Origin of the sequence: Pseudomonas sp. W15Feb9B, from assembly GCF_000828175.1 — a bacterium.
GTDB classification, from domain to species: Bacteria; Pseudomonadota; Gammaproteobacteria; order Pseudomonadales; family Pseudomonadaceae; genus Aquipseudomonas; species Aquipseudomonas parakoreensis.
In genome coordinates this window covers 101425-114919 of record NZ_JTKF01000036.1, presented here as the reverse complement: position 1 = coordinate 114919, position 13495 = coordinate 101425, and the positions used below count along the sequence as shown (strand labels likewise).

The following is a 13495-nucleotide window of genomic DNA, read 5'->3' as shown; positions in this document are numbered from 1 at the left end:
AAGTGATGGTGGTTACTCCACTCGAACAGTCAGGCGTTCCACTCTGTTCCCCCCCCCCCCCGAATCCGAACCAGAATGTCCAAGCGACCCTGCACCTTACGCCTTCCTCGACTCGCGCAAGCTCCACGACGCCCTCGGTAAACCGCCTCCTCGATCAAGTCGATCCGCAAGGCTGACTCGCAATAAAAAGCCCGCTGACCTTCACCGGTTCAGCGGGCTTTTTCGTGCAGCGACAAAAATTACAAGGTGCCGAACACTTTCTTCGCCAGACCGGTCGCTGCAGCCGCCGGATTCTTGCGGATGGTTTCTTCCTGTTTGCCGATCATTTCGAACAGGCCATTGAGCGCTTGTTCGGTGACGTAGTTTTCGACGTTGGCGCTTTTCGCATCCACCACGCCCAAGGTCGCGGCCTGGCCGGCGAAGGCGTTGTACTTTTGCGCTACGCCGACTTTGTCGGTGGCTTGTTTGACGATGGGCAGGAATTTGGCGCGGATCTGTTCGCGGCTGGTTTTGTCCAGGTATTGGGTGGCCGAGTCGGTGCCGCCGCTGAGGATGCCTTTGGCGTCGGCCACGGTCATTTTCTTCACGGCGTCGACGAGGATCGGCTGGGCCTGGGTCACGGCGCTTTCGGCGGCTTTGTTCATGGCGGTTTCGAGTTCGTCGACCTGGGCGCCCATGCCGAAGGCTTTCATCTTGCCGGCGACTTTGCCGAGTTTGCCCGGCAGTTCGATTTTCACTTCCGGGTTGTTGCTGAAGCCGCCCGGGGTGCCGAGTTGTTTGACGGCGATTTGTGCGCCTTGGGTCAGGGCGTCCTTGAGGCCGCCGGTGGCGTCTTGTTGCGAGAGGTCGCTGAGCGACAGTGCCAGGGCGCTGGCAGAGATCATCAGGCCCGCGCACAGGCTGGCGAAGCGAAGGGTAGGGCGGAGCATGGCAGCTTCCTTGAAAGACAATTAGCGAATGGCGTCGACGCGGATTTTCAGCGGCTGCGGATCGTTGCCGTCCAGTTGCACGGCGTGGTTCTCGGTGGTGATGAACATCAGCTCGCCGTTGACTTCGATGCGCGCGCTGACCGAGTAGCGGTGGCCGGGTTTGACCTGGGCCGGATCGTAACTCAAGTGGAACGGCAGCGGCACCTGGCCTTTGACCGGGCCTTTCTGCTCGTCGAGGACCACCGCTGGGGCGTCGGCCAGCGATACGTCCTGCAGGCTCACGCTCAACGTCGCGCTCGGTGGCAGGGCGATGCGTTGCAGGTAGAACACTTCACCGTCGAGGCCGACTTTGCCGGCGGGGGTGGTCGACTGGCAGGCGCTCAACAGGGTGGCTGCGGCGAGAAGGGTGAGTTTTTTCATCGGGACCTCTGAGGCAGGTGCGCCGGAAGAATCCCGGCGCCGATGGAAATCTAGCGGATTTTGCTTTCAGCGTCAGTGAACAAACGTAAGGGTTTTTCCATCCACTGCGCCAGTGTCTGCATGAACCACCCGCGTTGTTCGCGTGGCGGCGGGCACAGTTCTATTCGACCGGGACTGACCGGAATACGCTGGTGGTAGCGATTTTCGATGCCGCTGAGTGCATAACGTTTGCCGGGAGTAACGCTGGCCGGGTCGTATCGCAGATAGAACGAAGTCGCGGTCTGTTCGTCATGGCTGACGCGCACCAGTTCAACTTCAGGGCTGTCGGCTTCATGCAGGCTGATAGTGACCGCTTCTTCGGTCGGGAAACTTTCCGGCTCTTGAACTTCAACATACAACAGCCCGATCGGGCTCAAGTGCACAGTCTGGCGATGAGGCAGCGTGTTGACGATAACAAAGTGTTCCTGATCAAGCAGCAGGGGTTGGCGGTTGTGGAACATCCGCACGGTAATCCGGTACTTCACGCCGATATTGGTATGGGAATGGGCAAACTCGAACTTCCAGTCGCCTTCGAACAGTCTCGCGAAGCGCTGTTCCCTGGCGGGCGTCGCCAACTTCGGATTAACCACCTCGATACTGACAATGGTTTCATGTTCACCGTCGAAGGGGATTTGAAAGGCTGCAGGCAGGCTGAAGTTTAAAGTCACTGCCGAAGCGGGATCTTGTAACAGGCTCATCTCGATATCCTTATCGTGATTATTTTAAAGAGCCTATTAATTCACGGATCAACTAACGGGGGAACCCGAGTGGTACCCCGTTAGTTGTCGACAAGTTTCAGACTTGCGGTGTCACTGCCGTTTCCGCGGCATCTTCACTGCGATGCAGGGCCACTTGACGAATCGACAGACGAATCTCCGCCGGCAACACGCGTTTGGCCGCGCCCTCCGCCAGTTCGCCGAGCAGTTCGTGGTAGCTCAACTTGCCGGCTTCGTCGCGGCGCAGGACGTCGAGGTCGAGCATCGTCTGGATGAAATGACGGAACAGGCTCTTGTCGAAGAACTCCGGGGCATTCAGGCCGTGCAGGATCGACAGGCGCTGGGCCATGACCGTGCACAGGTCTTCCAGCTCTTCGGCGCTGATGCTGTTCTGCCCGGCGTTGAGCAGCAGCGAGACGGTCATGTAGAAGCGCTGCAGGGTCTGCGCGATGCTTTTCGACAGCAGGGTCAGCAGCACAAAGTGCCGCGAACTTGGAGCGGGTCGCAGGTACACGTCCTTTTCGAAACGCAGCAGGCCTTGCTCGACGAACGCTTCCAGCCATTGATCGATTACCGCGTCCAGTTCCTCCAGGCTCCAGCGGATGAACAGCTCCGACTGCAAGTACGGATACAGCGCGCGGGTGTAGCGCAGGATCTGCTCGCGGCTCATGCGCGAAGTGCTCTGGAAGAAGCTCGCCAGCAGCGCTGGCAAGGCGAAGATGTGCAGCACGTTGTTGCGGTAGTAGGTCATCAGGACGGCGTTCTGCTCGTCCAGATACAGAATCTTGCCCAGCGCATCGTTCTGCTCGGACAGCAGGTCCATGTCCTTCACATGCTCGATCAGCGCGCGACCGTCGCCTTCGGGCAACGTGGTGTGCGGCGAGTAAGGGACTTTGCGCAGCAGCGCCAGATACAGATCCAGCACCCGCGCCATGGCCCGATCGTCCAGCGCCAGGCGGGTGGTCGAGAGCAGCGCCAGCGCCACCAGATTGACCGGGTTAATTGCCGCCGCTTCGTTCAGGTGCTGCGCGACTTTCTCGCCGAGGCGGTTGGTGGTTTCGTTGAGCCAGGCCGGTTTGTACTGCGGGCCGAGTTCCTGCTGGCGCCAGTCTGGCTGTTCGCTGTCGAGGAACTCTGCAAGTTTGATCGGTTCGCCGAAGTTCACCGCGACCTGACCGAAGCGCTGCTTGAGCGCGCCGATGACTTTGAAGATGTCGAAGATCGACTCTTTCTTCTTGCTCGCGCCACGCAATTCGCCGAGGTAGGTGCGACCTTCCAGCACGCGCTCGTAACCGATGTACACCGGCACGAAGACGATCGGCATCCGCGATGAACGCAGGAAGCTGCGCATCGTGATCGCGAGCATGCCGGTCTTCGGTTGCAGCATGCGCCCGGTGCGCGAGCGGCCGCCCTCGACGAAGTACTCGACCGGGAAACCTTTGGTGAACAGGGTGTGCAGGTATTCGTTGAACACCGAGGTGTACAGCGGATTGCCCTTGAACGTACGGCGCATGAAGAACGCGCCACCACGGCGCAGCAGGCTGCCGATCACTGGCATGTTCAGGTTGATCCCGGCGGCAATGTGCGGCGGGGTCAGGCCGTTGCGAAACAGCAGGTACGACAGCAGCAGGTAGTCGATGTGGCTGCGGTGGCACGGCACGTAGATCACTTCGTGACCCTGGGCGACCTTCTGCACGCCTTCGATGTGGTTGACCTTGATCCCGTCGTAGATCTTGTTCCAGAACCAGCTCAGCACCACTTCGAGGAAACGGATCGCGGTGTAGGTGTAGTCCGAGGCGATCTCGTTGCCGTAGCGCAGGGCCTGGGCCTTGGCTTTTTCCAGGGAAATGTTCTCGCGTTCGGCTTCGTCGACGATCGCCTGCTTGACCAGTGGCTGATTGAGCAGACCCTTGACCAGATTGCGCCGGTGGGAAATGTCCGGGCCGATCACTGCCGCCTTCAGGTTGCGGAAGTGCACGCGCAGGATGCGCTGGGCCATGCGTACGGTGCGTTCGTGGCCCTTGTTGTGCTCGATCAGTTCGCGCAGGTGAATCGGCGCGGAGAACTGCACACGGGTCTTGCGTCCCAGAACGATGATGCTCAGCAGTCGGCGCAGACGCCCGGTGACGGCCCAGCTGTCGGCGAACAGCAACTTCCACGGACTGTTTTCGCTGTCCGGCGACTGGCCCCAGAACACGCTGACCGGAATGATCTGCGCGTCTTCGGCGGCGTTCTGCGTCAGGGCGCTGACCAGACGGGTCAGGGTCGGCGGTGCCCCGCGCTTGTCCTGACGGCCGAGCCAGTCCGGGTCCGGCGTCAGGTAGAAAAACGCCGCCGGTTCGATCAACGGTCCCACCGACACCGGCAGCACCGGACGCGGCAGACCGGCCTTGGTGCACTCGGTGTCGACCACCGCCAGATCAGTCAGCGATGGGTTTTGCAGGACGTAGAACACCGGACGACTGCGGTCGAGGTTGAGGGTGAGCGACGACTGGTTGATCGTCTCGGAGCGAACCCAGAGGTACAACAATCGGCGCAAGGTGCCAAACACAAGACGGCGGAACGGGGAACGGGTCATACGGCTTCTGCGTGAGTGAATAAAACCGAGCGTTTGCTCGGGCGGTCGACAGTTTGCCGGATTCATCGAAAATCGGCAAAAAAGCGGCGAAGTAATCTCCTGTTGAGAGTTTTTGCGCCTGTCATATACTCGGCAATCTGTCGCCGGGGCCCTTTATGGACGTCGGGCGCAGGCTGACGTTCCGCAAAGGCTTTCCTGCGAAAAGCCTGTTCAATAATAAAAAAGGAGTATGAACAGATGGCAACACGTGAAACCGGCAATGTGAAGTGGTTCAACGACGCCAAGGGCTACGGCTTCATTCAGCGCGACGACGGGGTGGACGTGTTCGTGCACTACCGCGCGATTCGCGGCGAAGGGCATCGCTCGCTGACTGAAGGTCAGCAGGTTGAATATGCGGTGGTGGAAGGGCAGAAGGGGTTGCAGGCTGAAGACGTGGTCGGATTGTAAACCGCACTCTTCGGATACTCGGAAAACACTGTGGGAGCGGGCTTGCCCGCGAAAGCGGTTTGTCAGCCACCTCTATTTTGGATGTGCCGCCGCCTTCGCGGGCAAGCCCGCTCCCACAGATTTTGTGTACGGCTTTGTTATGCCGTTTTCCAGGTGATTTCTTCTTCACCGTCGGCGCTGATGCGAATCCAGCGATCCGCCGTTTCCTCACCTTCTTCCTCGACCCACGTGCCCGGTGCGCAACGCACTTCCACGTTCAGCGCGGCAAAGGCTGCACGGGCGCAGGCGATGTCGTCGTCCCAAGGCGTCGCGTCGCTTTCCAGGTACAGGCTGTTCCATTTGCCCACGGCCTTCGGCAGCCACGTCACCGGGATGTTGCCGGCCTTGCACTTGTAGGTCTGGCCTTTCTGTACCCAGTCGCTGCACGGGCCCAGAGCCTCACCGAGCCAGGCGGAAATCGCCTTGTGGTCGACGTCGGCGTCTTTCAGGTAAATCTCGATATCCGGTTGGCGCATGGATGTCCTCACTGCGGGTCTGAAAAATCCATTCGCGGATTTAGCCGGCCCCGGGCACTTGCCCGAGACCAAAAGTTATTGAAGAACGAAATAATCGTAGCGCATCGACACGGTGGTCACGAACGGCTCGGGCTGTTCGATCACGGCGGCGCGGCGTTCGGCACTGGCGCGCCAGCCGTGGGGTGTCATCGCCAGCAGGTTGGCGCGATCCTCGGGCTTGTCCAGCGTCAGTTTGAATTCCAGAGTTTCGCTGTGCGCCAGCGCCATGCCTTCCGGCACCAGGGCCAGATGCTTGTCGTCGGTGTATTCGCGCACTTCGTCGTACAGACGTTCGCGCAGTTCCATCAGGTGGCCGCTGGTCGGGCCGACCTTCATCAGACCGCCGCCGACGCTGAGCAGGCGTTTGGCTTCTGCCCAGTCCAGCGGACTGAAAACGCTGGCGAGAAATTGGCAACTGCCCGACGCCAATGGCACACGGGCCATGCTGGCGATCAACCAGGTGAGCGCCGGGTTGCGCTTGCAGGCGCGTTTCACCGCCTCGCGGGAGATGTCCAGTGCGTAGCCATCGGCGTCCGGCAGGGCCTCGGCGATCTGTGCGGTGTAGTAACCCTCGCCACAGCCGATATCGACCCAGCGCGCTGGCGCATAACTCGCCGCCAGTTCTGCCAGACGCTTGGCCACCGGGGCGTAATGCCCGGCGTTCAGGAAGTCGCGGCGCGCCTCGACCATCGCCTGATTGTCGCCAGGGTCGCGACTATTCTTGTGCTGCACCGGCAACAGGTTCAGGTAGCCCTGACGCGCGCGGTCGAAGCGGTGGCCGGCGGGGCAGACCACGCCGTTGTCCACGCTGCTGAGCGGTTCACTGCAGATCGGGCACGCGAGCATCAGGCGAGCAACTTGATCAGGGTCTGGTAGTAAATCTCGGTCAACACGTCGAGATCGGCCGCCAGCACACGCTCGTTGACCTGGTGAATGGTCGCGTTGACCGGCCCCAGCTCAACCACTTGCGTACCCATGGTCGCGATGAAACGGCCATCGGAAGTCCCGCCGCTGGTCGACGCGTGGGTCTCGCGGCCGGTGATGTCCTTGATGCTCGACGACACCGCGTCAAGCAGCGCGCCCGGCTCGGTGAGGAACGGCAGGCCGGACAGCGCCCAGTCGATGTGCCAATCCAGATTGTGTTTGTCGAGGATGTCGGCCACGCGTTTCTGCAGGCCTTCGACGGTGGATTCGGTGGAGAAGCGGAAGTTGAACACCGCCACCAGATCACCCGGAATCACGTTGGTCGCGCCGGTGCCGGAGTTGAGGTTGGAAATCTGGAAACTGGTCGGCGGGAAGAAATCGTTGCCGTGATCCCAATGCTCGGCAGCCAGCTCGGCCAGCGCCGGAGCCGCGAGGTGGATCGGGTTCTTCGCCAGATGCGGGTAGGCCACGTGACCCTGCACGCCGCGCACGGTCAGCTTGGCGCCCAGCGAGCCGCGACGCCCGTTTTTCACCACGTCACCGACCAGTGTGGTGCTCGACGGTTCGCCGACGATGCACCAGTCCAGACGTTCCTTGCGCGCCACCAGACGTTCAACCACCGCTTTGGTGCCATGGTGCGCCGGGCCTTCTTCGTCGCTGGTGATGAGGAACGCGACCTTGCCCTTGTGATTCGGGTAGTCGGCAACGAAACGCTCGGCGGCGACGGTCATCGACGCCAGGCTGCCTTTCATGTCCGCTGCGCCACGGCCACAGAGCATGCCGTGTTCATCGATCACCGCGTTGAACGGGTCGATCTGCCAGGCAGTCACCGGACCGGTCGGCACCACGTCGGTGTGGCCGGCGAAGCACAGCACCGGGCCGTCGTCGTTGCCGTGGGTGGCCCAGAAGTTGTCCACATCTTCGATGCGCATCGGCTCGAGGGTGAAACCGGCATCGCCCAGGCGCTGCATCATCTGCTTCTGGCAATCGGCGTCGACCGGCGTCACGGACGGACGGCGGATCAGGTCGATGGCGAGTTGGAGGGTCGGCGAAAGGTCGGCGTGGGCCGTCATGGAAAACTCCGGGAGCTTGAAATTGGGCTGGGGCCACTGTGGGAGCGAGCTTGCTCGCGAAAGCGGTATATCAGGCAACATAAGGGTTGAATGTTACAAAGCCTTCGCGAGCAAGCTCGCTCCCACAGGGATTGGGTTCGGTCGGTTACACCGCGTATCACGCCAAGCCTCGCAAAATGGCGGTTATCTTAAAGCAAAACGGCGACCATTGGCCGCCGTTTAGTGGATCAAAGAGGAATTAGACGACAGGCGCCGGTTCAGGCTCCGCCGCCGGTTTTGGCAGCGACGAGAGGAACGCCATGATCAGCGCCGCAACGTACGGCAGCGACTGCACCAGCAGCATCGCCACCCAGAAGCGCATGTCGTTGCTCGGAATGCCTTGCACCAGGTAAATCCCCAGCGCCGCGCCCCACAACAGCAGCATGATGAACAGCTCTTCCCGCGCTTCGGAAATCGCCACCCAGAAGCCGTGGTTGTCGGCGTTTTTCGGTGTGCGGAAGAACGGAATGCTGCTGGTGAAGAAGCCGTACAGCACCGCTTTGGCGATGGTGTGCGACAACGCCAGCCCGGCCAATGCCGCGCAGAACGCATCCTTGAGGTTCACGCCGACGGCGCGACGGTAGAGGAAGATGATCTTACCGACCTTGAACACGAACAGCGCCAGCGGCGGGATGGCGAAAATCAGCAGCGGCGGATCGACCCGCTGCGGCACGATGATCATCGCCGCCGACCACAACAGCGCGCCGACGGTGAAGAAAATGTTCATGCCGTCCGCCACCCACGGCAGCCAGCCCGCAAGGAAGTGGTAACGCTGGCCACGGGTCAGCTCGGTGTCCTTGCCGCGCAGCAGGCTGCGGGTGTGGCGCTTGATGATCTGGATCGCGCCGTAGGCCCAGCGGAAACGCTGCTTCTTGAAGTCGATGAAGGTGTCCGGCATCAGACCCTTGCCGTAGCTGTCGTGGTAATACGCCGCCGACAGGCCTTTTTCGAACACGCGCAGACCGAGTTCGGCGTCTTCACAAATGCACCAGTCGGCCCAGCCCAGCTCTTCCAGAACCGAACGCCGGGTCATGGTCATGGTGCCGTGCTGGATGATCGCGTCGCGGTCGTTACGGGTGACCATGCCGATGTGGAAGAAGCCTTTGTATTCGGCATAGCAGAGCTTCTTGAAGGTGCTTTCGTTCTGGTCGCGGTAATCCTGCGGCGACTGCACCACGGCGATTTTCGGGTCGGCGAAGTGCGGCACCATGTGCTTGAGCCAGTTCGGGTGTACGCAGTAGTCGGAGTCGATCACCGCGATCACTTCGGCGTCCTTGGCGGTGTGCGGAATCAGGTAGTTCAGCGCGCCACCCTTGAAACCGGCCAGGGGCGAGACGTGGAAGAACTTGAAGCGCGGGCCGAGGGTCTGGCAGTAGTCGCGCACCGGTTCCCAGACTGCCGGGTCCTTGGTGTTGTTGTCGATGATCAGGACTTCATAGTCCGGGTAATCGAGGGCCGCGAGGGCGTCGAGGGTCTGTTTGACCATGTCCGGCGGCTCGTTGTAGCAAGGCACGTGGATCGAGACTTTCGGCCGGTAGTCCGAATCACCGATCACCGGCAGGAATTCCCGCCGACGCTTGTGAATCCACACGGCTTCGGCCAGTTCATGCGCTTCGGTCAGCAACACGATGAACACCCCGAGCGCACCCAACGCCAGGAGGAAACCCACCGTCAGGCTGAACCACGTACTGTATTGCTGGCTGTAGTCGTAGCCGATCCACACCAGCACCGAACCGCAAAGGAACGCGATAAAGGTCAGGAAGGTGCGGCCACGCTGGCGCAGGGCCGAGCCGTCGATCATCAGCAGGGTCAGCGACAACAGCGCCAGCACCACCGAACCGATGGCCAGCACGCGCCATTGCGGGATGGCGACGACCGGGCCTTCGAAGTTGAATTTCTGCTGGCGCGCAGCGTTGAACACGCCCCAGTAGGCGCCGACCGAACCTTCGTCACTGGCCTTCCACGGCTGGTCGAAGGCTTCAATCACGAAGTAGTTGAAGCCCTGACGGTTGAGTTTGTTGACCAGCGTGCGCAGGTAGATCGCCTGATCCGCCGGCGACGCATCGGCGCCACCGCGCATGCGCCCGTTGCTCGGCCAGCCGACTTCGGACAGCAGCAACGGTTTTTTCGGGAACAGCTTTTTCAGGTCGCGGGCGCGGTCGAAGACAAACTGCCCGGCCTTGTCCACTGGAATGAATTCCCAGTAAGGCAGCACGTGCGCAGCGATCAGGTCGACGTGTTTGGCCAGTTCCGGGTGTTCTTCCCAGACGTGCCATTGCTCGGAGGTGGTCACCGGCACTTTCACCGCTGCGCGCACGCGATCCAGCAGCACGCTCAGTTGTTCGGCGGTGATTTCCTTGCGGAAAATCGCCTCGTTACCGACCACCACCCGCACCACGCTGCGCGAGGTGTTGGCCAGTTCGATGGCGCGCTGGATCTCGCGCTCGTTGCGTTCCTGATCGGGGCTGATCCAGATCCCGAGGGTCACGCGCAGACCAAACTCTTCCGCCAGTTTCGGGATGTCCTGCAGCGAACCGTCGACCGAGTAGATGCGGATGTTGTCCGTCAGCTTGCTCATGATCTCCAGATCACGGCGCATTTCATCGTCAGTCGGATACTGATCCTTCTGCGGGAATTGGCCCTGCTGGAATGGCGAATAAGAGAAACCGGAGATCTGCTCCGGCCAGTTGGGCGCGGAGACCGGGCGGTTGATCAGCGCCCAGAAACCGGTGAACAGGGCGGCGATTGCCAGAACCACCACCAGGTTGAGACCAAATTTACGCGATGACATAGCTATTTCGGGTTCCAAAGGCTGTGGAACGAAGGAACGGTTGGCAAGCGCCAAAAGGGCGCGAATCCTACACCGGCAGTTCACTGCTCGTACACCGGACAGGGAAATGCCCGACATTGGGCAGTCCAACCTGATTTAAGTTCTTTAGTAACAGCTTGTAAGAGAAAACTTTGTTATTCAGTTATAGCAATTCCCGGTGGCGAGGGAGCTTGCTCCCGCTGGACTGCGAAGCAGTCCGCTTTTCAAGGGCCGCTTCGCGACCCGGCGGGAGCAAGCTCCCTCGCCACAAGGGTTGCGCAAAACGGCGGCGTTCACCGTTCATAGCGTCAAAGATGTTCTTGGCCGCCGACGGCCCTATAATGCGCGCCGGTTTTTGGGGTAATGGTCATGAGTACAGAAGATCCGCGGTTTGCAGGCATCGCCCGTTTGTATGGCATCGAGGGCCTTGAGCGCCTGCGTGCGGCCCATGTGGCGATTGTCGGCGTCGGTGGCGTCGGTTCCTGGGCGGCGGAAGCCATGGCCCGCTGTGGCGTGGGTGAGATTTCGCTGTTCGACCTCGACGACGTCTGCGTCAGCAACGCCAACCGCCAGTTGCACGCGCTGGACAGCACCGTCGGCAAACCCAAGGTCGAGGTGATGGCCGAGCGTCTGCGCGGGATCAACCCGGACTGCACGGTGCACGCGGTGGCGGATTTCGTCACCCGCGACACCATGGCCGAGTACATCACACCGAACATCGACTGCGTGATCGACTGCATCGACGCCGTCAACGCCAAGGCTGCGCTGATCGCTTGGTGCAAGCGGCGCAAGATCCAGATCATCACCACCGGCGGTGCTGGCGGACAGATCGATCCGACGCTGATTCAGGTCTGCGACCTCAACCGCACATTCAACGATCCACTGGCCTCGAAAGTGCGTTCGACGTTGCGTCGCGACTATGGCTTCTCGCGTACCGTGACTCGCCATTACAGCGTGCCGTGTGTGTTCTCCACCGAACAACTGCGCTATCCGAAACCGGACGGCAGCATCTGTTTGCAGAAGAGTTTTGTCGGCGACGGGGTGAAGCTCGACTGCGCCGGCGGGTTTGGCGCGGTGATGATGGTCACGGCGACGTTCGGCATGGTCGCGGCGACCAAGGCGGTGGACAAGATTGTGGCGGGTGTGCGGCGGCCGGCTGACCGAGTAAAACCTCAGGTTTGATCTGTGAGGCTGATGACCTCATCGCTGGCAAGCCAGCTCCCACAGTTATTGGGTAAGTTCACCGCATCTATGAACACCATCGAACCCTGTGGGAGCTGGCTTGCCAGCGATGGCGATTAACCGGCCAACTCATTCATCCGCTGGAGCACGGCATTCAAGCCATTACTGCGCGACGGCGACAACTGCCGCGACAGTCCCAGCTGATTGAACCAGTCCGGCAAATCCACCTGCTGCAACTCGACAGCGCTCAAACCGTTGACCCGCAACAGCAACAACGCCACCAACCCACGAATCATCCGCGCATCGCTGGCAGCGCTGAACTGCCAGTGGCCGTCCTGCAATTCCCCCACCAGCCACATTTGACTCTCACAGCCATGCACCCGATTGGCTTCGCATTTGTCCGCGTCGCTCAGCGGCGGCAGACGATCGCCAAACTGCATCAGCAACCGCGCGCGTTGTTCCCAACCGGCGGCATTGTGAAAGGTCTGCAGCGCTTCGGCGGCGGCGAGCGGCAGGTTCATCGCAGCAACTCCAGGGCCTGATCCAGCGCGTCAAAGAAACGCTCCAGATCCTCCGAATCGTTGTACAGCGCCAGCGACACACGAATAGCACCGGCCAGCTCAAAGCTTTTCAGCAACGGCATGGCGCAGTGATGCCCGGCGCGCACGGCGATGCCTTGCTCGGTGAGCAGGTGCGCCAGATCGGCGTTGTGCACACCCTCGACGACAAAACTGGCCAGCGCCAGTTGCGGCTTGCCGAGCAGGCGAATGCCGTTACGCGCGGCCAGGCCTTGCAGCAGATAGGCGTGCAGCGCCGCTTCGTGAGCGGACACCGCGTCCTGATCCAGCCCGGCCAGATAATCGAGCGTGGCACCGAGGCCAATCACGCTGGCGATCGGCGGCGTGCCCGCCTCGAACCCCAGCGGGGCAGGGCGGAAGCGTGAATCGTGATAATTGGCTTCCAGCACCATTTCGCCGCCGAACTGCCAGGGCTGCAGTTGCTCAAGCGCCTTGTTGCGCCCGAACAGCACGCCGAGGCCATCGGGGCCGTACAGCTTGTGGCTGGAAAACACATAGAAGTCGCAACCCAGCGCCTGCACGTCGTGGCGACCATGCACCACACCCTGGGCGCCATCGACCACGGTCAGCGCGTTGTGCGCCTTGGCCATCGCCAGCAGCGCCGGCAGCGGTTGCCAGGCACCGAGCACGTTGGACAGCTGACTGATCGCCAGCAAGCGAGTGCGTGGACCGATCAGGTGAACGGCAGCAGCGAGGTCGATCACCCCGTCTTCGTCCAGTGGCAGGATCACCAGTTTCAGCTCGCGACGCTGCGCCAGTTGCTGCCACGGCAGCAGGTTGGCGTGATGCTCCAGGGCGCTGATGACAATTTCATCGCCCGGGTGGAAAAGATGTTCCAGGCCGTAAGCCAGGAGATTCAGCGCGCTGGTGGCGCCGTGGGTGAAGATGATCTGCCCGCTGTCACCGGCATTCAGCCACTGGGCAACCTTGAGCCGACTGTCTTCGAACGCCTGTGTGGCGTGGGCGCCGGGCAGATGCTGCGCACGATGCACATTGGCCGCGCCGTTGGCGTAGTAATGCGTCAGTGCGTCAAGCAGGGCCTGGGGTTTTTGCGTGGTGGCGGCGTTGTCCAGATAGGTCTGGTCTTGCCGTTGCAGGGCGGCGATGGCCGGAAAGTCGGCACGCCAGGGGGAGGGAATCATCATAGGTTCAGCCCTGTGAACTTGGGCGGGGGTACATCGAACCTTGTGGGAGCGAGCTTGCTCGC

12 protein-coding genes are annotated in these 13495 nt (G+C 61.3%); 2 read left to right on the top strand and 10 right to left on the bottom strand.

What is annotated here, in order from left to right:
- Positions 1-239: 239 nt before the first annotated feature.
- The 4 genes from OC71_RS19185 to plsB all read right to left on the bottom strand — a co-directional run bounded on the left by OC71_RS19185 (position 240) and on the right by plsB (position 4682).
- Complete coding sequence (locus OC71_RS19185) at positions 240-929, bottom strand: DUF4197 domain-containing protein (protein ID WP_041072375.1); 690 nt, start codon at positions 927-929, stop codon at positions 240-242.
- Between the two features lie 21 nt (positions 930-950).
- Positions 951-1349 (bottom strand): YbaY family lipoprotein, encoded by a 399-nt coding sequence (locus OC71_RS19180; RefSeq protein WP_003222082.1) that lies wholly within the window; start codon positions 1347-1349, stop codon positions 951-953.
- A 50-nt stretch (positions 1350-1399) separates the two neighbouring features.
- Complete coding sequence (locus OC71_RS19175) at positions 1400-2086, bottom strand: hypothetical protein (protein WP_041072373.1); 687 nt, start codon at positions 2084-2086, stop codon at positions 1400-1402.
- Between the two features lie 97 nt (positions 2087-2183).
- Positions 2184-4682 (bottom strand): glycerol-3-phosphate 1-O-acyltransferase PlsB, encoded by a 2499-nt coding sequence (plsB, locus tag OC71_RS19170; protein ID WP_041072371.1) that lies wholly within the window; start codon positions 4680-4682, stop codon positions 2184-2186.
- Between the two features lie 237 nt (positions 4683-4919).
- On the opposite strand from plsB, the gene OC71_RS19165 reads away from it, so the two are divergent.
- A complete protein-coding gene (locus tag OC71_RS19165) occupies positions 4920-5129 on the top strand; it encodes a cold shock domain-containing protein (RefSeq protein ID WP_041072369.1) in 210 nt (69 codons plus the stop codon).
- A gap of 137 nt (positions 5130-5266) precedes the next feature.
- On the opposite strand, the gene OC71_RS19160 is transcribed toward OC71_RS19165, so the two are convergent.
- From OC71_RS19160 to OC71_RS19145, 4 genes are all read right to left on the bottom strand, one after another.
- Positions 5267-5644 (bottom strand): hypothetical protein, encoded by a 378-nt coding sequence (locus OC71_RS19160; protein ID WP_007964251.1) that lies wholly within the window; start codon positions 5642-5644, stop codon positions 5267-5269.
- A 75-nt stretch (positions 5645-5719) separates the two neighbouring features.
- Entirely contained in the window at positions 5720-6529 is an 810-nt protein-coding gene (locus OC71_RS19155; RefSeq protein ID WP_041072367.1) for a putative RNA methyltransferase, read from the bottom strand.
- Positions 6529-7680 carry a succinyl-diaminopimelate desuccinylase gene (gene dapE, locus OC71_RS19150; protein ID WP_041072365.1) on the bottom strand — a complete coding sequence of 384 codons (1152 nt, stop codon included), beginning with the start codon at positions 7678-7680 and terminating at the stop codon, positions 6529-6531. Before dapE ends, OC71_RS19155 begins: the two co-directional genes overlap by 1 nt.
- 238 nt (positions 7681-7918) lie before the next feature.
- Entirely contained in the window at positions 7919-10510 is a 2592-nt protein-coding gene (locus OC71_RS19145) for a glycosyltransferase (protein ID WP_041072363.1), read from the bottom strand.
- A gap of 381 nt (positions 10511-10891) precedes the next feature.
- Between OC71_RS19145 and tcdA the strand changes: the two genes are divergently transcribed.
- The gene (gene tcdA, locus OC71_RS19140) at positions 10892-11710 is read left to right on the top strand and encodes a tRNA cyclic N6-threonylcarbamoyladenosine(37) synthase TcdA (protein ID WP_003222099.1); all 819 of its coding nucleotides are present in this window, start codon (positions 10892-10894) and stop codon (positions 11708-11710) included.
- Positions 11711-11826: 116 nt separating this feature from the next.
- On the opposite strand, the gene OC71_RS19135 is transcribed toward tcdA, so the two are convergent.
- Positions 11827-12231, bottom strand: coding sequence for a SufE family protein (locus OC71_RS19135; protein WP_041072360.1), 405 nt, complete (start codon positions 12229-12231; stop codon positions 11827-11829).
- On the bottom strand, positions 12228-13433 hold the full coding sequence (locus OC71_RS19130; protein WP_041072359.1) for an aminotransferase class V-fold PLP-dependent enzyme: 1206 nt from the start codon (positions 13431-13433) through the stop codon (positions 12228-12230). Before OC71_RS19130 ends, OC71_RS19135 begins: the two co-directional genes overlap by 4 nt.
- Positions 13434-13495 lie beyond the last annotated feature (62 nt).